Origin of the sequence: Desulfomicrobium baculatum DSM 4028 (assembly GCF_000023225.1) — a bacterium.
Taxonomy (GTDB): domain Bacteria; phylum Desulfobacterota; class Desulfovibrionia; order Desulfovibrionales; family Desulfomicrobiaceae; genus Desulfomicrobium; species Desulfomicrobium baculatum.
This window is the reverse complement of sequence record NC_013173.1, coordinates 2440248-2462634: the sequence shown is the minus strand read 5'-3', so window position 1 is coordinate 2462634 and position 22387 is coordinate 2440248. Positions and strand designations below refer to the sequence as shown.

19 protein-coding genes are annotated in these 22387 nt (G+C 60.4%); 10 read left to right on the top strand and 9 right to left on the bottom strand.

The genetic code is table 11. The features are described 5' to 3' along the window. Window positions 1-59 precede the first annotated feature (59 nt). From DBAC_RS10745 to DBAC_RS10730, 4 genes are all read right to left on the bottom strand, one after another. Window positions 60-1364 carry a TRAP transporter large permease gene (locus DBAC_RS10745; protein WP_015774324.1) on the bottom strand — a complete coding sequence of 435 codons (1305 nt, stop codon included), beginning with the start codon at window positions 1362-1364 and terminating at the stop codon, window positions 60-62. Next, window positions 1364-1894, bottom strand: a complete 531-nt coding sequence (locus DBAC_RS10740; protein ID WP_015774323.1) for a TRAP transporter small permease — start codon at window positions 1892-1894, stop codon at window positions 1364-1366. The genes DBAC_RS10745 and DBAC_RS10740 overlap by 1 nt, the downstream gene beginning before the upstream one ends. 26 nt (window positions 1895-1920) lie before the next feature. Beyond that, complete coding sequence (locus DBAC_RS10735) at window positions 1921-2916, bottom strand: TRAP transporter substrate-binding protein (protein WP_015774322.1); 996 nt, start codon at window positions 2914-2916, stop codon at window positions 1921-1923. Between the two features lie 176 nt (window positions 2917-3092). Then, window positions 3093-3953, bottom strand: a complete 861-nt coding sequence (locus DBAC_RS10730) for an NAD(P)-dependent oxidoreductase (protein WP_015774321.1) — start codon at window positions 3951-3953, stop codon at window positions 3093-3095. A gap of 589 nt (window positions 3954-4542) precedes the next feature. Here DBAC_RS10730 and hpsG point away from each other — a divergent pair. From hpsG to DBAC_RS10715, 3 genes are all read left to right on the top strand, one after another. Continuing rightward, on the top strand, window positions 4543-7014 hold the full coding sequence (gene hpsG, locus DBAC_RS10725) for a (2S)-3-sulfopropanediol dehydratase (RefSeq protein WP_015774320.1): 2472 nt from the start codon (window positions 4543-4545) through the stop codon (window positions 7012-7014). 60 nt (window positions 7015-7074) lie between these two features. Next, complete coding sequence (gene hpsH, locus DBAC_RS10720; protein WP_015774319.1) at window positions 7075-7971, top strand: (2S)-3-sulfopropanediol dehydratase activating enzyme; 897 nt, start codon at window positions 7075-7077, stop codon at window positions 7969-7971. A 202-nt stretch (window positions 7972-8173) separates the two neighbouring features. Next, window positions 8174-9565 (top strand): sigma-54 interaction domain-containing protein, encoded by a 1392-nt coding sequence (locus tag DBAC_RS10715; RefSeq protein WP_015774318.1) that lies wholly within the window; start codon window positions 8174-8176, stop codon window positions 9563-9565. Between the two features lie 122 nt (window positions 9566-9687). Here DBAC_RS10715 and DBAC_RS10710 read toward each other — a convergent pair whose 3' ends face one another. The 4 genes from DBAC_RS10710 to DBAC_RS18415 form a co-directional block, all read right to left on the bottom strand. Continuing rightward, window positions 9688-11148: an NAD-dependent succinate-semialdehyde dehydrogenase gene (locus DBAC_RS10710; protein ID WP_015774317.1), complete on the bottom strand. Its 1461-nt coding sequence runs from the start codon at window positions 11146-11148 to the stop codon at window positions 9688-9690. 288 nt (window positions 11149-11436) lie between these two features. Continuing rightward, window positions 11437-11952, bottom strand: coding sequence for a pyridoxamine 5'-phosphate oxidase family protein (locus tag DBAC_RS10705; protein ID WP_015774316.1), 516 nt, complete (start codon window positions 11950-11952; stop codon window positions 11437-11439). A 116-nt stretch (window positions 11953-12068) separates the two neighbouring features. After that, window positions 12069-12431, bottom strand: a complete 363-nt coding sequence (locus tag DBAC_RS10700) for a helix-turn-helix domain-containing protein (protein WP_015774315.1) — start codon at window positions 12429-12431, stop codon at window positions 12069-12071. Next, window positions 12400-12678: a hypothetical protein gene (locus tag DBAC_RS18415; RefSeq protein WP_015774314.1), complete on the bottom strand. Its 279-nt coding sequence runs from the start codon at window positions 12676-12678 to the stop codon at window positions 12400-12402. Before DBAC_RS18415 ends, DBAC_RS10700 begins: the two co-directional genes overlap by 32 nt. A gap of 188 nt (window positions 12679-12866) precedes the next feature. On the opposite strand from DBAC_RS18415, the gene DBAC_RS10695 reads away from it, so the two are divergent. The 3 genes from DBAC_RS10695 (at window position 12867) to DBAC_RS10685 (ending at window position 16357) form a co-directional block, all read left to right on the top strand. Beyond that, window positions 12867-14687: an HD domain-containing phosphohydrolase gene (locus DBAC_RS10695; protein ID WP_015774313.1), complete on the top strand. Its 1821-nt coding sequence runs from the start codon at window positions 12867-12869 to the stop codon at window positions 14685-14687. A 153-nt stretch (window positions 14688-14840) separates the two neighbouring features. Continuing rightward, window positions 14841-15701, top strand: a complete 861-nt coding sequence (locus DBAC_RS10690; RefSeq protein ID WP_015774312.1) for a glycerophosphodiester phosphodiesterase — start codon at window positions 14841-14843, stop codon at window positions 15699-15701. Continuing rightward, window positions 15698-16357, top strand: coding sequence for an HAD family hydrolase (locus DBAC_RS10685; protein ID WP_015774311.1), 660 nt, complete (start codon window positions 15698-15700; stop codon window positions 16355-16357). The genes DBAC_RS10690 and DBAC_RS10685 overlap by 4 nt, the downstream gene beginning before the upstream one ends. Window positions 16358-16400: 43 nt before the next feature. On the opposite strand, the gene DBAC_RS10680 is transcribed toward DBAC_RS10685, so the two are convergent. Continuing rightward, window positions 16401-17960 (bottom strand): glycerol-3-phosphate dehydrogenase/oxidase, encoded by a 1560-nt coding sequence (locus DBAC_RS10680; RefSeq protein ID WP_015774310.1) that lies wholly within the window; start codon window positions 17958-17960, stop codon window positions 16401-16403. A gap of 141 nt (window positions 17961-18101) precedes the next feature. Between DBAC_RS10680 and metX the strand changes: the two genes are divergently transcribed. The 4 genes from metX (at window position 18102) to DBAC_RS10660 (ending at window position 21895) form a co-directional block, all read left to right on the top strand. Continuing rightward, on the top strand, window positions 18102-19235 hold the full coding sequence (metX, locus tag DBAC_RS10675; protein WP_015774309.1) for a homoserine O-acetyltransferase MetX: 1134 nt from the start codon (window positions 18102-18104) through the stop codon (window positions 19233-19235). After that, a complete protein-coding gene (gene metW, locus DBAC_RS10670; protein ID WP_015774308.1) occupies window positions 19225-19857 on the top strand; it encodes a methionine biosynthesis protein MetW in 633 nt (210 codons plus the stop codon). The genes metX and metW overlap by 11 nt, the downstream gene beginning before the upstream one ends. A 205-nt stretch (window positions 19858-20062) precedes the next feature. Then, the gene (locus DBAC_RS10665; protein ID WP_015774307.1) at window positions 20063-21331 is read left to right on the top strand and encodes an O-acetylhomoserine aminocarboxypropyltransferase/cysteine synthase family protein; all 1269 of its coding nucleotides are present in this window, start codon (window positions 20063-20065) and stop codon (window positions 21329-21331) included. A 288-nt stretch (window positions 21332-21619) separates the two neighbouring features. Continuing rightward, the gene (locus DBAC_RS10660) at window positions 21620-21895 is read left to right on the top strand and encodes a DUF4242 domain-containing protein (protein ID WP_015774306.1); all 276 of its coding nucleotides are present in this window, start codon (window positions 21620-21622) and stop codon (window positions 21893-21895) included. Window positions 21896-22387 lie beyond the last annotated feature (492 nt).

The window sequence follows — 22387 nt, the reverse complement described above, 5'->3', positions numbered from 1 at the left end:
CTTGGAATTTTATGTAGCCAATTTCCGGCGACGGAATGCCCGTCGCCGGAAGTATCTGTTTATTGTCCCATGCCCAGCGTGTACGGCAGCCAGGTGGATATTTCGGGGAAGAATGTCAGGATCAGGATGCAGACCAGAAGCGCGGCAAGGAAGGGCAGCACGCCGATAGAGATGCGCTCCACCGAGATGTTCGCCAATCGCGACGCCACGAACAGGTTGACCCCCAGAGGCGGCGTGAGCAGGGCCATTTCGTTGGTCACCACCAGGATGATGCCGAAGTGGATGGGATCGATGCCGACCACGTGCAGCATGGGCATGAGGACCGGTACCAGGATGATGATGGTGGACAGGGTCTCCATGAACATGCCGAGGATGATCAGCACGCCGATGATGAGCAGCAGGACGATCTTGGGGTCCTGGGAGATGCTCATGACGGCTGCGGCCAAGCGCTGGGGGGCTTCCTCGAAGGTCAGGATCTTGCCGAACAGGGTCGAGGTGCCGACGATGAGCAGCACGGCTCCGCAGAGCAGGGCGCCTTCCAGCAAGGCCTTGTAAATATGAACGGGCCGCAGGGCGCGATTGATGACTATGCCGACGAACATGGCGTAGGCGATAGCCAGGACGGCCGCTTCGACGGGGGTGCATAGCCCTGAATAGATGGAGCCCAGGATGACGAAGGGGGTCAGCAGCGAGAAAAAGCTTTTCCAGAGGGTTTTCAGAAAAGTGACCAGGTTGAACGGCGGGGTATTCTCGTCGCCGCGGAATCCTTTCCTCCTCGCCACGGACCAGGCCGTGAGGCACATGACCAGACCGACCATGAAGCCGGGGATGAAACCGGCGGTGAACATGGCCGTGACCGACACGTTGCCGAGGATGGAATAGATGATCATGGGGTTGCTGGGCGGGATGAGCAGACCGATTGTGCCGCCGGATGAGGCCACGGACGCCGCGTAATCCTTGCTGTAACCGCTGCGGATCATGGCCGGGATCAGGATGGTTCCCACCGCGGCAACGGTGCCCGGGCCCGAGCCCGAGATGGCCGCGAAGAAGGTGCAGGCCAGGATGGTGGTGATTCCAAGGCCCCCGTGCATGCGGCCGACCATCTGCTTGACCACTTCAACGATCTGGTTCGTGATGTTGCCGTACTCCATGAGGGTGCCGGCGATGACGAAGCAGGGGATGGCCAGGAGTGGAAAGATGTTCAGCCCGTCGAAAATCGAGTTGTGGATGACGGACATGGGGAGATAACCGCCAAAGGTCAGGGCCACGACGGCCGAGATGGCCAGGCTCATGAAGACCGGCATCCCCAGCAGGAAGAATACGCCCAGGGTGATAAGGACCATTTGCAAGACGGAGAGTTCCATTATTTGTCCCCCTTTTCAAATTCTTCTTGCACAAGTTCGATGAGGGTTCCGTTTCTGAACCTGATGACGTAGCCTTCCACGATTCGCCAGCTCATGAGCACGAAGCCGAACGGGATGATCATTTCTATATAGCCTCTGACGATATTCAGGGTGGGCGAAAGCTCCGGGAATTCCAGCCCGCTGCTGACCACCTGCCAGCTTATCCAGGCTATGTAGATGTTGAAGATTATCCAGATGGTGTCGGTGAACATCCGGAAGCCCAGCCGGTATTTCGGCGGCATGAGCAGATACTGGGCGGTGATGCGGACATGGGACCCGTGCTTGGCTACGAGGGCCGCCGCGGAAAATACGGCCCACAGAAAGGCGAAGCGGCTGAGCTCCTCCGTCCAGGGTAAGCCTTGCCCACCGATCCAGCGCGCTCCGACCTGAAGCATGAGGCAGGCGACCATGACCCCGACGCACACGACGCTCAGGATTTCCTCGAAATTATCGTACAGCTTGCGAATGATTGACGTCGTCTGAGTCGACATGATTGCCTGCCTCCTTCAGTGTTTGTTTAGTTCATAAGGGAGACGGCTTCGTCGATCATGGCCTTGCCGCCGACCTGCTCCTCGAACTGGGGCCATACGGTGCGGGCTTTTTCCTGCCATACGGGTTCGTCGGTCAGTTCCGTGACTTCCATGCCCTTGTCGATGCACTGTTGCTTGGCCACGGCATCCTGTTCTGCTGCCCACTTCCATTCGTGCTGCGCAGCTTCCTTGGCGGCCTTGTCCACGAGGGCCTTGGTGTCGGCGTCAAGCTTGGCGTACCAGGCTTCGCTGACCAGCATGGGGCCTACCCAGAGCATGTAGTGCAGTTCGGTGATGTGCTTCTGGACTTCCCAGAACTTCTGGTCGCGGTTGACGGTGTGCGGGTTTTCCTGGCCGTCGATGACACCCTGCTGCAGGGCATTGAAGGTCTCGGACCAGGCCAGGGGGTGAGGTTCTACGCCCCAGGACTTGAAGGCTTCGAGCTGCACGGCCACGGGGGGCACGCGGATTTTCAGCCCCTGCAGGTCGTCGATCTTGGCGATGGGGTGCTTGGAGTTGGTGATGTGACGGTAGCCGCCGATGAGCCAGGACAGGGGCCGGGTGCCGCTTTGTTCGACGACCTTGTCGGCGACCTTGGCGGTGAAGTCGTCATGGCCCAGCAGCTGGTAGGCCGAGTCAATCTTGGGGAACATGTAGGGCAGGTAAAAGATGTTGGCCTGGGAGGCGAAGGGGGTCAGGTTGCCCACGGCCAGGACGGCCAAGTGGATTTCCTGGCTGCGAAGCTGGCGGACATTGGACTGTTCGTCGCCCATGGAGCCGCCGTAGAAGGTCTGGACGGTGATCTGTCCTCCGGATTCTTTTTCGATGATCTCTTTGAACTTGTTGATCGCCGTGGTGTGCAGGCTGCCTTCGGGGTTGGCCGTGGCAGCCCTGATGGTCATTTTCTTGTACTCGGCGGCGGAAGCCGTCGTCACGCTGAACAGAAAAACTAGGGCCGTGATGGCGTACAGAACTCGTCTCATGCGGTCTCTCCTTTGATCTCTGGCTGGGTTATATCTCCGCCTGCACAGGACATCCATGCAGGGCATTCACCGTATCTGAAGGATATGGGAAGCGGTTTTGCCGCTTCCCGCAGGACTCATGGTAAGGCGTTTCTCACTGCGTTATCGCGAAAACCCTCGAACTTGAGAAAAAACGGTTATTTGCCGACGACCTTGGCGACTGCGTTGCAGTCTTCCTTGCCGTAGCCTTCGGCGCTGGCGTTTTTGTAGTAGACCAGGGCGGCTTCCATGGCTTTTAGATCAAGATCCCAGGCGCGGGCCATTTCCAGCCCAAGGCGCACGTCTTTGAGCGCCAGATCCAGTCCGAAGCGAGGATTGTAGTCATCGGCCGCGATCCACGGACCGCGCACGTCCATCTGGAAGCTGCGGGCGCCGGTGTCGGACAAAAGTTCGAGCAGCAGGGTTCGATCCAGGCCGGCCTTGTCGCCGACCTTGATGCCTTCGGCGAGCACGGCGAGGTTGGTCATGCCGATCATGTTGGAGATGAGCTTGACGGCGCAGGACGCATCGACGGTTCCGACATAGCTGGGGATGCCGATGACCTTGAACAGGTCTTCATTGGCGGCATACAGGGCCTTTTCGCCACCGATGAACATGGGTTCTTCGGCCTTTTCCGCATGGGCCGGAGTCTTGCCCAGGGTGCACTGCAGATACCCCAGGCCCGCTTTTTCCGCAGCGGCCCGCATCTCGTTGGCGGCACCCGGATCAATGGTGGAAAGTTCAATGTGCAGCGCGCCCTTGCGCATCTTGGCATAGAGTCCTGTTTCACCGAGGACGACGCCCTTGATGTGCTGCGGCAGGGGCAGGCTGGTGAAGACGATGTCGCAGGAGGCCAGGTCCGCCACGGCGGCGGCAGCCTTGCCGGTGGTGCCGACGGCGAGGGTGCGCTTCACGGCCTCTTCGCTGAGGTCGAAAACGAGCACATTCTTGCCGGCGCGAATCAGGTTGCGGGCCAGTGGGCCTCCCATCAGTCCTACTCCGATGAATCCGATCTGCATGTCTGCCTCCGTTGAAGTTGTCATGTAATTATTCTGGAAAATTAACGAGTTCAAAAAAAGGAGAACTCCTGTCACGTCCATCCTTCCGAACCTTGAGCAAAGAGCGTTCCAAGGCATTCCCTGATGAGAGGATGTCGTTATGTGCTCAGACTACGGGACATTTTTGTAGATGAGCAGATTTGGGGCGGGAGTCGCGTCTGCCCGTAAGCGGGCACTTTGGTTGTTTTCGGGCAAGAAGTGGGCGCGTCCGGGCAAGATAATGCCCTCAAGGGTTCGATTGCGCGGGTCATCCCGGCCTGCGGTCCTTCCGGGGCGCAATCACGGTTCTTCCCGCACTTTCGCAACAACCAGACCTGTCTCAAAACTGAGACAATATGGCTTTATCGTTGAAATCATTGTTTAAAAAATTAAAAAGTCTCTGTTTCGCATCATTGCGCAACCCCTGCGCCTCATAACCTGAATGCGGCTATGAATATTTTGTCTCATAAAAACAGTTTGTTATGATTATGGCATGCCATCTGCTTTTGAGGAAAAAGCACATGACGTGCTTTGAAAAAAACATTCACGCCGCAAGGCTGAGGAGACGAATATGACCACCTGCTGCCAGTCCCCCCAGGAAGAACGCATCTCGGGAGCAACTCAAATCAACCGGAACGGTCGTGAACGGGTCTACAAGATCCTTGAACGCAACCAGTTTGCGGTACCTCATGTCGACATTGAGCGCGCCCTGTATTTTACCCGCTCCATGCAGGAGAGCGAGGGCGAGCTGCTGACCCTGCGCTGGGCCAAGGCCCTGAAGCATGTCGCTGAAAACATGAACGTTTACATCACTCCCGACCAGCTCCTCGCCGGTCGCGTGGGCAAGCTTGGACGGTACGGCATCCTGTACCCGGAAATCGACGGCGACTTCTACATCGAAGTCATGAAGGACCTGCCCAATCGCACGAAGAGCCCGTTTCTGATTTCGGACTCCGACATGAAGATCCTTGTGGAGGAAATTGCACCGTATTGGGAGGGCAAGACCTACCACGAACACCTGAATCAGGTGCTGCCGGCCGAGCTCCGCAACGTGACCTACCATGACGAGCGCGGCCTCAAATCCAAATTCGTGGTCAGCGAGACATCCTCCTACCGCTCGGCCCTGCAGTGGGTTCCGGACTACGAGAAAGTCCTGAAACGCGGCCTTGTGGACATGCAGAACGAGGCCAAGACCAGGCTTGCCGCCCTCGATACGACCAATTCCCGCGACATGTGGGACAAGAAGCCTTTCCTCGAAGCCATGATTCTGGTCTGTGACGCGGTCATGATCTGGGCCAGGCGACACGTCGAACTGGCCAGAGATCTGGCCGCCGGGGAAACGGACCCGAGGCGCAAGGCGGAACTGCTCCAGATCGCCGAGACCTGCGAGCATGTGCCCGCATACCCCGCCCGCAGCTTTCGCGAAGCCATGCAGTGCCAGTGGTTCGTACAGATGTTTTCCCGCATCGAGCAGAAGGCCAGCGCCATCATCTCCAATGGCCGCATGGACCAGTACCTCTTTCCCTACTACGAGGCCGACATCAGAAACGGGGTCATCACCCGCGAAGAGGCCCGCGAGCTGCTGGAATGCATGTGGGTCGACATGGCCCAGTTCATCGACCTGTACATCAACCCCACGGGTAATGAATTCCAGGAGGGATACGCGCACTGGGAGGCGGTGACCATCGGCGGTCAGACCCCGGACGGCGAGGACGCCACCAACGACCTCTCCTACCTCTTTCTCGAATCCAAGCGGGACTTCCCCCTGAACTATCCCGACTTGGCGGCGCGCATCCATAGCCGCTCCCCCGAACGGTTTCTGCATGAGGTGGCCCTGACCGTGAAGGATGGCTCCGGCTTTCCCAAGCTGATCAACGACGAGGAGGTCGTGCCGCTGTACGCCATCAAGGGCGCACCCATGAGCGAAGCCTTGGACTACGCCGTCTCCGGCTGCACCGAGGCGCGTATGCCCAACCGCGACACCTACACCTCCGGCTGCGTCTACATCAATTTCGCTTCCGCGCTTGAGATGCTGATGCACGAAGGCCGCATGCCGCACTACGGTGACGAGGTCATCGGCCTTGAGACCGGCGATCCCTGCGCCATGCAGACCTGGGAGGAATTCTATGAAGCTTACAAGGCCCAGCATCTGAATCTGCTGCGCAAGGCCTTCCAGCAGCAATACGTCGTCGACCGCCTGAGGCCCATGCACTTCGCCGCGCCTTTTTCATCTCTTATGCACAACCTCTGCATGGAAAATATGCAGGACCTGCACGAATACAAGATCGAAGGCGGCGTCGACTACTCCTACTTTGAGTTCCTGGGCTACGGCACCGTCGTCGATTCCCTGGCGGCCATCAAAAAGCTGGTCTTCGAGGACAAGAAGCTGAGCATGGCCGAAGTCGTCGCGGCCCTGAAGGCCAACTTCGAAGGGTACCTGCCCGTGCGGGAAATGCTCAAGGGCGCTCCCTGCTACGGCAACAACGATCCATACGCCGACAGCATCGCCAAGGATATCGACCGGTTCACCCAGCTCGAAGCCAGACGCTGCTCCGAAGAACGCGGTATCCACGTCGACGTCCGCTACGTGCCCATCACCTCGCATGTGCCCTTCGGCAAGGTCGTGTCCGCCACGCCCAACGGCCGCCTGGCCTGGACCGCCCTGTCCGACGGCTCGTCCGCGTCCCACGGCGCCGACAGGAACGGTCCCACCGCGGTCATGCTGTCCAACTACCATACCAAAAACTACGGCCTGACCAACCGCGCGTCCCGGCTGCTGAACATAAAGCTCTCACCCAAGTGCGTGGCGGGCGACGTGGGCACCAGGAAGGTCATGGACATGATCCGCACCTGGTGCGACCTGAAGCTGTGGCACCTGCAGTTCAACATCGTGAATCGCGAAACGCTGCTCGCCGCCCAGAAAGATCCGGACAGCTACCGTTCGCTGCTGGTCCGCATCGCCGGGTACAGCGCATACTTCTGCGACCTGTCCCGCGACCTCCAGAACGACATCATCGAACGTACCGAACACGGCGACATGTGAATCAATCCGTGCGAGGGGGCCGCGCTCCCCTCGCACCCTTTCGACAACGACGAGAAAGACATGAGTGACATGAATCAGCAAGGATACGTCTTCAACATCCAGAAATACACCGTCCATGACGGGGCAGGCATCCGCACCATGGTCTTCCTCAAAGGCTGCCCGCTGCGCTGCGACTGGTGCAGTAATCCCGAATCCCAGCATCTGCGGCCCGAGCTGGCCTTCAATATGGCGAAATGCCTGACCCCGGCCGTCTGCGGGCGGTGCATCACCAGTTGTCCAAGCTCCCGCATCATGGACATCGAAGGGCTGCCGGCCATCGACTGCGCCCTCTGCGGGACTGCGCCGGATTGCGTCGACGCCTGTCCGACGGGAGCTTTGAGCGTCTACGGCAAGGCCATGACCGTGGACGCGGTCCTGAACGCGGTTGAACAGGACGGCGTCTTCTATGCCCGTTCCGGCGGCGGCATGACCCTGAGCGGCGGCGAAGCCATGTTTCAGCCCGAATTCGCGCTGGCCCTGCTGCGCGACGCCAGGCGCAGACGGATCAACACCGTCATGGAAACTTGCGGCCACTGTTCCACAGAGGCGCTGCTCGAAGCCTGCGGGCTCCTTGACGGCCTCATCTTCGACATCAAGTCCATGTCCTCGGCACGGCACAGGCAGGGCACAGGCGTCGGAAACGAACTCATCCTCGAAAACTTTGAGAGCGTGCTCCGCGCCTATCCTGACCTGCCCATCACGGTGCGCACTCCGGTCATTCCCGGATTCAACGACACCGAGGAAGACATCAGGGCCATTGTCGCGCATCTGCCCAAGCGCGAACGGCTGACCTACGAACTCCTGCCTTATCACCGCATGGGGCAGCCCAAGTACCAATTCCTGAAGCGACCCTTTCCCATGGGAGACGCGAAGCTCGCCCCCGCCCTCATGGCAAGGCTGAAGGCCATAGCCGCTTAGCCCCGTCCTCTCCCTCCGACGCCCCGCAGGTCCATCTGACGGGGCTTTTTCATGCCGGCCGTCCGGTTCAGGCCCCGCACGCACACGTTCACGGCGCATGAACGCACGCCGCCATGAACCGCCCCAACTCCCGCCTTGACAGAGCGCGCGGGATCGGAAGAAGAAATTTCTTTTGACTCCGAACATTCTTCCAAGACAATCCATGTTTTCAAAATTCTTCGAACAGTTTCTCGACAGCTTCAAAGACGCCGTGTGCATCACCGATCACGCCGGAATCGTTGTCTATCTGAATAACCGGCACAGCGAACTGACCGGAATCCCCAGAGAATCCTTGCTCGGAAAGTCGGCCGTGGAGATGATGGAGCACGGGCTCTTCGACGTTGTCATCAATCCCGAGATCGTCAAGACCAAGCGGAGCCACTCCAGCATCCAGAACGCGGGAGGCCGCAAGCTCATCCTGGAAGGAACGCCCATCCTCGACGAATCGGGAGAGGTGGCGTTTGTCATCACCTTTATGCGCGACGTGACCACCCTCATGGACTTGAAGCGCAAGCTCGCGATCCAGAAGGAACTTCTCGACGCGTACCAGACCATGAATATGGCCGATCAGAAATATGCGGCCGAGTATCCTCGCGTCGTCCACAGCCCGGCCATGCGCAAAATCTACAGCCAGATCGACAACATCGCCGAGACGGATGCCACGGTGCTGCTCATCGGCGAAACCGGCGTAGGCAAGGACGTCGTCGCCCGGCATATCCACTCGGTCAGCCCCAGGTCCGAAAAACCCTTCATCAAGGCCGACTGTTCGAGTATCCCCGAAAGCCTGATTGAGACGATGCTCTTCGGCTACACCAGCGGCACTTTTTCCGGGGGCAGCAGGCACGGCAAGATCGGGCTCATAGAGGCGGCCGCGTCCGGCACCCTGTTTCTGGATGAGATTGGAGATCTGCCCCTGACCATGCAGTCGAGCCTGCTCCGACTGCTTCAGGACAGGGAGGTGATGCGGGTCGGCGCCACATCTGCAAGCAAGGTCGATGTGCGCGTCCTGGCTGCGACGAACAAGGATCTCGAGAAGGAAGTGCGTCTGGGCAACTTCCGCTCCGACCTCTACTACCGTCTGAAGGTGGCCGTCCTGAAACTGCCGCCCCTGCGCGAGCGCAGAGCGGACATACTGCCCATGGCTCACGGATTCCTGGATTTCTTTTGCGCCAAATACAGACGCGAGATGAAGATCAGCGCCGAGGCCGACGACGCCCTGTTGCGTCATTCCTGGCCGGGCAACGCGCGGGAGCTTGAAAATCTGATTCAAGGGCTGGTGGTCACCAGCCGGAAAAGCTTTATCGGCGTGGAGGATCTTCCTTTCGCCCGTGGCACGCGCGGCAAGCCCTGCGTCTGCCCTGAAAATCTCGCCGATGTGGATCTGGAGGGCCGCACTTTCAAGGAAATAATGCAGGACCTGGAAGGGAGCGTCCTGCGGAAGGCGATCGACCAGTTCGGATCCGTGAACGATGCGGCCAAGAAACTCGGCATCAACCGCAGCACGGTCTTCCGCAAGCTCAAGGAGCTCGGTGAGACGCCCAGGGACGGCGGCTAAAGCTGACGGTCATCCCGGCAAACCGAAAAGGGGCTGATCAGCGTCCAGGGACCGCCGAGAAGGCAGCCCCTGGCATCACTTTTTCAGGTGAATGCTCTTGGAGGATTTCCACGCCGGGCGCACTAGCGCTTGTCCAGACCTCCAAGCAGGATGTACTTGGTTTCCAGGTACTCATCCAATCCCTGCCGACCGCCTTCCCGGCCAAGTCCGCTATCCTTCACGCCTCCAAACGGGACTTCGCCCGAGGCGAGGGCGACCTCGTTGGCGCCGACCAGTCCATATTCGAGCCTGGTCACGACTCTCCACAGCTGGGGCAGATCGCGGGTGAAGACATAGCTGGCCAGTCCGTAGGGCGTGTCGTTTGCAAGTTCGATGGCCTCTTCTTCGCTGGAGAAGCGAATGATCGGGGCGATGGGGCCGAAGATTTCCTCCTGGAAGAGACGCATGTCCCTGGTCACGTCGGTGACGATGGTGGGCTTGAAGAAGTTCCCGCCCAGGGCCGACGGCTTGCCGCCGCACACGATGGTGGCTCCTTTGCTTGTCGCGTCCTGCAGCAACTCGTGCATGAAGGCGAAAGCCTTGCCGTCGATGAGCGGGCCTTGGGTTACTCCGGTCTTGGTTCCGTCTCCCAGGATGATCCTGCCGACTTCCGTCTTGAGGCGCTCCACGAATTCATCGTGCACAGCGTCCTCCACCAGAAAACGGTTGGCGCAGATGCAGGTTTGCCCGGCATTCCGAAATTTGCAGCCCACTGCGCTGCGCACGGCGTCCTCCACATCCCCTTTTTCAAAAACAAGAAACGGCGCGTTGCCGCCCAGTTCAAGGGACAGCTTTTTCATGGTCTGCGCACATTGGGCCATGAGTTTCTTCCCGACAGGAGTGGAGCCGGTAAAGCTGAGCGCGCGCACTGTTGGGCTCTGGCACAAGGCGTCTCCGATTTCGCGCGCGTTGCCGGTGATCACGGAGAATACGCCCGCAGGAAAACCTGCGCGCTCAGCCAGGACCCCGAGCGCAAGCGCGGACAAGGGGGTCGCGGATGCGGGTTTGACGATGACCGGGCACCCGGCCGCCAAGGCTGGCGCGGCTTTTCGCGTGATCATGGAGTTCGGGAAATTCCAGGGTGTTATGGCCGCCGCCACGCCGATCGGCTGGCGTATGGCCAGGGGCTGCTTGCCGCTCCACGGGGAAGGAATGACTTCACCGTATGCCCGGCGTCCCTCCTCTGCGAACCAGTCTATATAGGTGCATCCCAGAAGTATTTCCCCTCTGGATTCCGCAAGGGGCTTTCCCTGCTCCAGAGTCAGTATCAGGGCGAGGTCGTCAATGTTTTCGTGGATGAGAGCATGCCATCGGTGCAGGACAAGGCCGCGTTCTTTTCCGGTCATTGCGCCCCAGGTCTTGAAAGCTTCGGCTGCTGAGGCGATCGCACGGTCTGTTTCGGATTTTCCGCAATTCGGGACTGTGCAGATCACGTCGCCGGTTGTTTTGTTTATGACCGGGAATGAACCGTTGCCGTCTGCCTCAACCCATACACCGCCGATATGACACTTGGAACAAAGGAGTGACGCGTCCTGTAATCGCATGTTTTTATAAACCTCCGCTTGAAATTTTGATGTTCGTGTTTGTCGATTGAAATCAATGGAGTTCTTGATGAATACGCATGCAGGTCTCAAAGCAAGAAGTGATCCTCTTTGCATGCAATCTCAGGTAGTCGTTATAATAATCTGGATTAGTAGCGAATTTTGATTATTGAATGGAGTCGTCGCATTGGAGTTGTATCAAGAAAGACATACTTTGCGGCGTGTCATGTCCGCATACGGGCATCATGTCCGTATGCGGGCAAAGAGGCGCTTTGCCTGTCGCGCGAGGAGCTAGAATCCCAGATCGGCCAAGGCGTATGGTTCTTCTTTCTTGCGACCTTTTCCGCAAATGTGCTCGATTTTGAGTTTCAAAACGCAGCAGTCGCTCAGTCGGTGTTCGATGTGCCTGTCGCCGCGTTCCTGAAAGCCTGGGGCGAGTTTTTGCACAAAAAATTTCAACAAAGCCCTTTTCGTTTCCGGGTCATCGACTCTTTCAATGTATCCGGAAACCATGGCGCTGGCATATGCGGTGCTGAATTTCTCGGGAAGCGTTTCGGCATTTTCGACCGCGACGAAGGCGGCTTGAGGGTTGAGTTTCAGGTAATCTGTCTTGCGACCTTCATTGGCGCAGTGGAAGATGAGGTGTTTTTCATCATCCTGCTCAAGGAGTGCGTAATTGAGGGGGACCCCATAAGGCGTCGCATTCGGTCCGACTACGGAGAGAAAACCCCATGTGCACCGACGAAGAACTCCCCATGCTTCATCATTCTCTCTTTTTCTGCTTGTGCGTCGTAACGTGTATTCCATATGTGCTTTCCTGATGATAATGGATAAGTATTTATCTGGATCTATTGGCTTTTTATTTGCTTTGGCCTGCAGTTCGAGTGTCGGCTGATCATTTCAGGTTTTTCGATATCACCGGATCAGGCCGACAGAAAGCGTCTGGGATCGACATGCAGGGCTGCGGCCAGTTTGCGGGCGTTCAGCTTGCCGATGGGGCGCTTGTTGTTCTCCATCTCGGAGATGTGCCGCCGTGCAATGCCCGTGGCCTTGGCCAGCTGCTCCTGGGTCATTCCTTCCCGATGCCGGGCTCCGGCCAGAAATACGCCAGGCAGCTGCGAATTCTCGAAGCCCAACGTTTCGCGCCATGGCGTGGTAGAAGTTTCTTCCTGAATTGCGAAACCAAGGTGTGCGAGTATCTTTACAGCTTCTTTTTTCCTGCTTGCAGGGCCGGTGATGCGGATGGTCACGTTCTCAGTATGGGGCTTTTTCGTGCGTTCCAACATATGTCACCTCGACGAGCTTCACTTTTCCGTTATTTTCTTCCCACACGGCCACATAGGTTGGGCGCCCTTTCCTGATGTGGCAATGATGTCGGCCATGGCCCAGCTTCGAATAATTTGGCCAATCTCCTCGAACGGGTCCTGAATCTTCAATATCCGTCAAAAGCAGCGCCAGGGCTTTTTTGACCGCTTTTGGCAGAGTCTTGCATCCCTTTGCAACTCTGGAGGAAAGGGTGACAGTCCATGTCATGTTGCATCCTTTGTACTAATTATTGGTACGGAGTCAAGGTGTTTGGGTCCATGCGTGGGGGTATCAAATTTGAGGACTGGAAAGGAATCGGGGGTGATATGTATATTGGAGTGTCTTTCTTCGGCAAAGAGGCGCGCCGGACGCCTTGCGCCTTGCCGCTTGTGGAAGCGGTGTGCTAGAAAACGGCCATGAACCCTTCCATGCGCTCTTGGCTTTTGTTTCCGCTTTTCGTCCTTGCGGCGCTGCTTGTCGTCTGGAAGTCGGATGCGCCTGCCGAAGACGGGGCGGGGCCCAGCGTGCTGGTGCTGCATTCCTACGCGCCGGACTATTCCTGGACCAGGGACCTGCATGACGGGATAGTGTCGGTGCTGCAGGCCCCGGACGTGCGGGGGCGCTACCGCGTGGAATACATGGACGCCAAGCACCACGGATCCTCCGCCTATCTCAAGCAGTTGCTGCTTCTTTATCGCGAGAAGTACACCAGGTCCCGCTTCGACGGGATCATTCTCACCGACGACCATGCCTTGGAGCTGGTAGCCAGATACCGGGACGAGCTGTTCCCGAAGACACCCATCGTTGCCTGCGGAATAAACGACATAAGTTCCATCCCGACCAACGCCAGGGACATGAACATCATCATCGAAAGCCTGGCGCATCTGGAGACGCTTGGCGCGGCATTGAAGCAAAATCCGGGCACGCGGAAAATTTTCGTCATGATCGACGGCACGTTGACCGGACAGACCATCCTGCGCGATCTGCTGCAGCAGACCCATGCTGTGGCCAGCCGGGTGGAGGTCGTCCCTCCCATGACCCGTGAGCAGCTGGTCGAATTTGCCCGGCAGCGCGTTCCCGGCGAACTGATCTACCTGCTGGTCTATTTTCAGGACGCGGCGGGACAGGTGTTCACGGCGGAAGAGATTCCCCGGGCCATTGCCGCCGCTTCGCCCGTGCCGGTGTACGTGGCCTGGGATTTTCAGCTGAATTCAGGCGTGGTCGGCGGGTGCGTGACCAGCGCCTTCGGGCACGGACGCAAAGCCGCACAGACGCTGCTCGAACGTCTGGCCGGAAAGAATCCGCCCGCGACCTACAGCAAGTTGCAGGGTGTGAACCGGCACACCTACGACTACGTGGCGCTGCAGCGCTTCGCCATCCCCGTGTCCGTCCTGCCGGAGAACGCGGTCCTGCTGAACCGTCCGTTGTCCTATTTCGAGGTCCATCGCTCCGTCATTTTGAGCGCCCTGGTGGTCATCGCCATTCTCGGGGTGATCATCGTGCTCCTGGTCCAAAACGTGCTCAAGCAGCGCAAGATCAATCTCGGCAATGCCGAAATAATGGACTTGAACCGCGAGATGATCGAGACGCAGACAGAGCTTTTGTCCACCCTGGGCGATGTCATCGAGACACGTTCGCAGGACACGGCCAACCATGTGCGCAGGGTGGCCGCCTATTCGGCCCTGCTCGGGGAGAAATACGGGCTGTCCACGGAAGACATCGCGCTCATTCAGGCCGCGGCCCCGATGCACGACATCGGCAAGATCGGAATTCCGGACGCGATCCTGAACAAGCCCGGCAAGCTCACCGAGGCGGAATTCGAGAAGATCAAGCACCACACGGTCATCGGGCAGCGCATTCTGCACACCTCCGACCGCAAGCTCATGGCCGGCGCCCGCGCCATCGCCCTGCAGCATCACGAGCGCTGGGACGGGACCGGTTATCCCTGCGGCCTGAAGGGAGAGGAGATCAACCTGCTGGCGCGGATCTGCGCCCTAGCGGACGTCTATGACGCGTTGTCGCTGGGCCGGGTCTACAAGCCCGCCTGGCCCAAGGAAAAGGTGCTGCGGTTCATTCGCGAGGAGCGGGGAGGGATGTTCGACCCCAGGATCGTCGATCTGTTCTTCGAAAACCTGGACGAGCTGGAAGCCATCAAACGTAGGCTCTCAGATCCTTCCGGGCTGAAGGCGGATGAAAGCATTTCAGGGCCTGTGCATTGTCCCGTTCGAGAGGTGTGAACTCATCCCGTCTCGCCGCCTTCGGGCATCCTCCCTTCTTTTGCTTTTCTCCCGGATCAGGTAGCACGCGCGAAGACGTTGCGCATGGTTTGACGGACGAAGTTCGATAGGCGCGTCCGTGCGGGAGGATATTTTGAAGGAGAGGATCATTTCATGAGAAAAACATTCGCCTTGCCGGAAGTCTGGGCGCATCGCGGGGCGCGCAGCGCGGCCCCGGAAAACACCATGGCCGCGGCCCGCGCCGCCCTGGCCCAGGGTGCGGACGGCTGGGAACTGGACGTGCACCTCACCCTTGACGGCAAGGTCGTCGTCACTCACGACCACGGTCTGCGCCGCGTCACGGACATCGCATCGCGGCCGGGGATGCCCCCGCGCAGGCATCATGTGGTGAATCGGCTGACCCTGGATCAGATCCGCAGCCTGGACGCGGGGAGTTGGTTCGCGCGGCGCGACCCGTTCGGGACCGTGGCCGGCGGCGAGGTGGAAGCCGGGCAGCTGGCCGCCTTCGCCGGCGAGGCGATCCCGACCCTGGCCGAAGCGCTGGCCTGGACCCGTGAAAGCGGGCTGGCCGTCAATGTCGAGATCAAGGACATGCTCGGCGGGGATGACGAAGGGCTGGTCTACGCTGTCGTAGGGCTGATCCGTGCCGCAGGGCTGGATGGCCGGGTGCTGGTCTCGTCCTTCAGGCAGAAGTCGCTGGAGCTGTTCCGCGAGCTCTGCCCGGAAGTGCCCGTGGGTCTGCTGCTGGACGAAAAGGCCATGGCCGGCTCAACGCAGGACATCGTGGCGCGGCTCAGGAGCCTTGAGGCCGTGGCGGTGCATCCGTCCTTCAAGGGGCTTTTTCCGGGACGCATCGCGGCCTTTGCCGAGGCCGGATTTGAAACCAACGTCTACACCGTGAACCGTGAGGAAGACATACTGTGGCTGGCCCGCGAAGGGGCGGCCGGCATCATCACCGATTTTCCGGCCCGGGCCAAGGCGGTGCTGGAAGCATGCAAACAGGAGGAAAAATGAAGCTTGTGGAGCGGCCCAAGGCCGTTTTCTGGGATATCGACGGCACCCTCATCACCACCGAGGGCCTGCATTTTGAGGTCATCCGCGACTGGTGCGCGGGGCATGGTTACCTCTTGACCGAGGAAGCCAACATCGAACTTCTGGGCAAGACCATGCCGGAGAAGTGGGCCATCCTGCAGCCGCGTCTGCCCGCCGGACTGACCGAGGACGCTTTCCGCGCCGATTGCGCCTGCGCCTACATGGCAGGGCTGCGCGCGGACATGATGCGCCCCGGCCCCGTGGCCGCGGTGAAACGCCTGCACACGCTCGGCGTGCTCCAGGCCGCCGTGTCCAACGGCGAGGCCCCGGTCATCGAGGCCAACCTGCGCGTGCTCGGGCTGTGGGAGCTGATGGCCTTCACGGTCTGCGGCAACGACGTGGCCTGCGGCAAGCCCGCGCCGGACCCGTACCAGGAGGCCGCGCGGCGGGCCGGGCTGGCTCCGCACGAGTGCATGGCCGTGGAGGATTCCATCGTAGGCGTGACCTCGGCGGTCACGGGCGGCCTCGTCACTCTGGCCTGGCCCGAAGCGGATGCGGGAGCGCCAGTGGAACTGCCCGGTGCGACACTGACGCTGCGTGACGACGCCGACTTTCCCTGGGCCGCGTTCGAGGCCTGAGTTTTTGTTGGATCGCGGCGGGCTCACACCCGCCGCGCCGTTTTCAGCCCGCCAGATAGGTTCGCGCCAGTTCCCGGAAAGACCCCACCTGTTCCTCGATCCAGTCTTTACCCTGGTCCAGTTCACGGGCCATGATCTCGGCCACGTCGCGGGCGATGATCATGCTCACGGCCGCGTCCAGGATCAGCGCGCGGGTGCGGTGGCGCAGCACGTCGGACAGGGTCCGGGCCCATTCACGTCGCACGGCCCAGACCACCTCGGCCCGCAGGTAGGGCAGCTTGTAGTGCAGGGGCTTGCCCAGTTCCGGGTCGCGGCGGATCATCTCGCGGATTTCCTCAATGTCGCTGCCGTAGACCGAGAGGTGGTCGCGCGGGTCCACCCCGCTCAGCCAGCCGTGCAGGGGCAGGTTCTCGGTCTTGCAGGAGTGGGGGGGCAGGCCCGCGAAGCGCGCGGCCTGGGTCACGGCGTCCTCGCCCATCTTGCGGTAGGTGGTCCATTTGCCGCCCGCGATGGTCACCAGCCCGCTCTGGGAGATGGTCAGGTGATGGTCGCGGGACAGGGACGAGGTCTTGCCTTCGCCTTCGGCCCGGATCAGGGGCCGGATGCCGGCGAAGACGCTCAAGATGTCGCTGCGCTTGGGGTCGCGGGTCAGGTAGCGGCCCGCGTGTTCAAGCAGGAAGGTGATCTCTTCCTCCATGGGTCGTGGTTCGGGGCTTGCGCTGTCCAGGGCCACGTCCGTGGTTCCGACCAGCACGCGTCCGTGCCAGGGCACGAGGAAGATGACCCGGCCGTCGTCGGTATGCGGGACCATGATGGCCGTGTCGCCGGGGGAGAAGGACTTGTCCAGGACCAGATGGATGCCCTGGGACGGGGCGATGAGTCTGGCCGCGCCCTCGTCGTCCATGCGCCGGATGTCGTCGACGAACACGCCCGTGGCGTTGATGACGATCTTGGCGCGCAGCTCGCGGCTCTCGCCCGTCAAAGAGTTTCTGGCATGCACGCCGCAAACCAGTCCGTCCTCGTCCTTGATGAGTCCGGTTACGCCCATGTGGTTGACCGGCAGCCCGCCCAGGTCTTTCATGGTGCGGGCCAGGGTGATGGCCAGGCGGGAGTCGTCGAACTGGCCGTCGTAGTAGATGACCCCGCCGCGCAGGTCCGTGGGTTCGAGGTTGGGGATCATGTTCAGGGTCTTGGCGCGCGACAGGACGCGCGAGCGCCCGAAGCCCAGCTTGCCGGCCAGCATGTCGTAGAGCTTGAGGCCCACGCCGTAGAACGGGCGCTCCCACCATTTGTAGTCCGGCACGACAAAGGCCTGGTTGTAGACCAGATGCGGTGCGTTTCGGAGCAGCACGCCGCGTTCGTGCAGGGCGTCCATGACCAGGGCCAGGTTGCCTTGCTGCAGGTAGCGCACCCCGCCGTGGACAAGTTTGGTGGAGCGGCTGGAGGTGCCCTGGGAGAAGTCGCGCTCCTCCAGCAGCAGGGTCTTGTATCCACGGCCGGCCGCGTCCACGCCGCAGCCCAGCCCCGTGGCCCCGCCGCCGATGATGATCATGTCCCAGGTTGTGCCTGGGCCGAGTTGGTCGATGATATCCGATCTGAGCATGGCTGCCTCCAGGATGTTTTTCTTTGTGCGCAGGTGCATATCACGGCGGAGCCGGGAGGGCCAGAGCTCAAGCGCGGACCTTGACCTGGGGGCCGGAGCTTCATAGACGCTTGAATTGTCGTTTCAATCATGGAGAATTCGATGACCCAGCCCTCTGTCGGCATTGTCCGCACCCAGTCCTTCACCTTCGCCCATCCCCCGCATTCCATGGTTCTGGACAGCGGAGTGGGGCTCGGGCCCGTTTCCCTGGCCTACGAGACCTACGGCGAGCTGAACGCCGAGCGCTCCAACGCCGTGCTCATCTGCCACGCCCTGACCGGCGACGCCCACGTGGCCGGATACCACGACGGCGACGACAAGCCCGGCTGGTGGGAGCATTACGTGGGCCCGGGCAAGCCCATCGACACGGACCGCTATTTCGTGATCTGCTCCAACGTCATCGGCAGTTGCATGGGCTCCTGCGGGCCGTCGTCCATCAATCCTGCCACGGGGCGTTACTGGGGCCTTGATTTTCCCATCGTGACCATCCCCGACATGGTCCGCGCCCAGCGCGAGCTGGTTCGCCACCTTGGCGTCGAGCGCCTGCTGGCCGTGACCGGCGGCTCTTTGGGCGGGATGCAGACCCTGCAATGGGCCGCAAGCTATCCGGACATGATGGACGGCATCCTGGCCCTGGCCACCACCAGCCGCCATTCCCCGCAGGCCATCGCCTTCAACGAGGTCGCCCGGCAGTCCATCATGAGCGACCCCAACTGGAAGAACGGGGACTATTACGACGGCGTGCGCCCGGACCTGGGTTTGGCCGTGGCCCGCATGATCGGGCATATCACCTATCTTTCCGACGAGTCCATGCACGTGAAGTTCGGCCGCGAGTTGCGCAGCGGGGCGTTTGCCTTCAATTTCGAGGGCGATTTCCAGGTCGAGAGCTACCTGCACCATCAGGGCAGGAAATTCGTGGAGCGCTTCGACGCCAACGCCTTTCTCTACGTGACCAAGGCCGCCGACTATTTCGACCTGGACCTGGGCAACCCGGACAGCCCGGCCCGGCGCGCCCTGGCCGGGACCGGGGCGCGTTTTCAGCTGGTGTCCTTCACTTCGGACTGGCTCTACCCGACCTACCAGTCCCGGCAGGTCGTGGACGTGCTCAAGACGTTGGGCCGGGACGTGAGCTTTTGCGAAATCACCGCCCCCTGGGGTCACGACGCCTTCCTGCTGCCGGACGAGCGCCTGGAAACCGTGATCCGGGGATTTCTGGGAGGGCTGCATGGCTGCTGAGCATTGCGCCATGGACGGGCACGAGCTGCGTTTCGACCTGCGCGTGGTGGCTTCCTGGATCGAGCCGGGCAGCCGGGTGCTGGACCTTGGCTGCGCCGACGGCAAGCTCTTGCGCTTTCTGCGCGACACAAGGCAAGTGAACGGTCTTGGCATCGAGCACGACGAGGACGAGGTCGTGTCCTGCATAGCCCAGGGCCTGTCGGTCATCCACGGGGACATCAACACGGAGCTGCCGGGTTTTCCGGACAAGGCTTTCGACTACGTGGTCGTGTCCCAGACCCTGCAACAGGCCTACGAGCCCACCGCCCTGCTGCAGCAGATGCTTCGGGTCGGTCGCCGGGGCATCGTCAGTTTTCCCAATTTCTGCTGTCTGCCCATCCGGTTGCAGATGGCTTTTTCCGGGCATGTGCCGGTCACGCCGGAGCTGCCCTACCAATGGTATAACACGCCCAACATCAGGGTGCTGAGCCTGGAGGATTTCCGGGCCTATTCGCGGGCCGTGCCCTTTTCCATCATCCGCTCCCTGGCCGTGAATCCGTCCGGCGACGGGAGCATGCGCGAGGTCCGGTTCTGGCCCAATCTGCTCGCCTCGTACGGAATCTTCATGATACGGGACCGTTGAAAAATCCGTTCTGGACTGCGTTGCTCCCCGTTTTTGGCGGGCTTATGTAGTCGGCTACACCGCGCCCGCCAAAATCGGTTTACCCATGCTGGGCACAAGCGCGCCTTGCCAGAACGGCTTATGAACGGTCTCGGGGAGATATATTTCAACGTCAAAAAGTCTTCTGACGGACGCGCAGTCCGGCAGATTCCGGACAGGAGGAACCATGCAACGATTTGAAACCAAGGCCCTGCACGGCGGCTATGCTCCCGACGCCACGGGCTCCCGCGCCGTTCCGGTGCATCGCACCTCGGCCTACCTGTTCAAGGATGCGGACCACGTCGCCGACCTCTTTGCCCTGCGCCAGCTGGGCAACATCTACACCCGCCTGGGCGGGCCGACCCAGGAGGCGCTGGAGACGCGCCTGGCCCAGCTCGAAGGCGGCAAGGCCGCCCTGGCCCTGGCCTCTGGGACGGCGGCCATTCATTACACGGTCATCAACATCTGCCGCCAGGGTGACGAGCTGGTCTCGTCCAGCACCCTTTACGGCGGCACGCATACCATGTTCGCCGCCATCCTGCCTGATGCCGGGATCACCACCCGCTTCGTGGACATCCACAATGCGGATGCCGTGCACGCGGCCATAAACGAGCGCACCCGGCTCATCTACACCGAGGTCATCGGCAACCCGGCCCTCGATGTGGCCAACATCGAAGCCCTGTCCCTCATCGCCCATGAGCATAACCTGCCCCTGGTGGTGGACGCGACCTTCACCACGCCCTATCTGTTCCGGCCGCTGGAATACGGGGCGGACATCGTCGTGCATTCGCTGACCAAATGGATCGGCGGGCACGGCACGGCCATCGGCGGGGCGGTCATCGACGGCGGAACCTTCGACTGGACCGACCCCAAATTCGCCCTCTACAACGAGCCCGACCCGTCCTACCACGGCCTGCGCTACGCCCATGACCTGGGCGAGCTTAGCCCGCTGGCCTTCATCATGCGCATGCGTCTGGTCCCCTTGCGCAACCTCGGCGCGTGCCTTTCGCCCGACAACTGCTGGATCTTCCTGCAGGGGCTTGAAACCCTGGCCCTGCGCATGGAGCGGCACAGCGAGAACGCCCTGCAGGCGGCGGAATTTCTGGCCGGACACCCCAAGGTGTCCTGGGTGCGCTATCCCGGCCTTCCGGGCGACCCGTCCTACGATCTGGCCCGGACCATGTTCCCGCGCGGCTTCGGCGGCATGGTCGTTTTCGGGGTCAAGGGAGGTCTTGAGGCCGGACGGGATTTTATCAATCGCCTGCGCCTGATCTCGCATCTGGCCAATGTCGGCGACGCCAAGAGCCTGGCCATCCACCCGGCCAGCACCACCCATTCCCAGCTCTCGGAAGAGGAGCAGACGGCAGGGGGCATCACCCCGGATCTGGTCCGGTTTTCCGTGGGCATCGAACACATCGACGATATCCTGGCGGATCTGGATCAGGCTCTGGAATGATGAAACTGCAAAAAAACGTGATCCATTTGAAGAAGAGGGGCTGCGATTTTATATTTGGCTCTTTTTGACACAGTCGAGGGCGCGGAAGCTGGTCGTTATGGATACAGACCGGAGCCCAAATGCGCATCTTTGAACTTCCCATGGCGAGGTGCACAGGCCGGATAGGCAGGCGGTGGGCCGATTTTCGGATCAAACGTACTTTTGGCCGCATTTTTGTATGGCCCGAAGGGGGCTTTTTTTCAGGGAGCCATCCATGCAGCATGGACTTTTAACCCGAGAGGAGACTGTATGCCGAAGTACATCATTGAACGCGAGATCCCCGGCGCGGGTAACATGACCGCCGAAACCCTGCAGGGCATCGCCCAGCATTCCTGCGGCGTGCTTAAGGAAATGGGGCCGTCCATCCAGTGGGTGGAGAGTTTCGTGACGTCGGACAAGATTTATTGCGTATACATCGCCCCAAGCGAAGCGGCGGTGCGCGAGCACGCCACCAAGGGCGGCTTCCCGGCCAACAGCGTGAGCGAAGTCAAGACCATCATCGACCCGACCACGTCCGAGGGTTGAGAGCCAAAGAACGCTCCGTCGCATCATGATCCAGAAGAAAAAGCCTGTCGGTGACTCCGGCGGGCTCTTTCTTTATGTTTTGCGCAGGGCGGTTCTGGCTGCTAAAGATCAGGCGCCTTTTTAAGTGATTATAAAAATAGTAATGATTTTTACTAGTTCTTGAATATTCCATTTTTTTGGCATTTATGAGCTTTGACTCAGTGGGTGTACTGAGTCAAAGCTCCCCACGTGGCTTTGCTCCCGTGCAGGGAGTTGACGCACCGTCCTGAAATTCCGTTGATCCATCGTCTGCCGGGCCGCCCTTCTCGTCACCTTCACGCTGGTTGGGATGGACATTGCCGATTCTGCGCAAAAGGGTTTTCAATCCCTTTTTCCACCCAAGCGCATGGGCGTTGCGGAACAGAACTCAGGCTGAATCTCGCTTTCAACAAAGCGCGAAACGTATTCGGCGGGATACAGGATTTTCAATGCGCGGAAGGCCGGGGAATCATC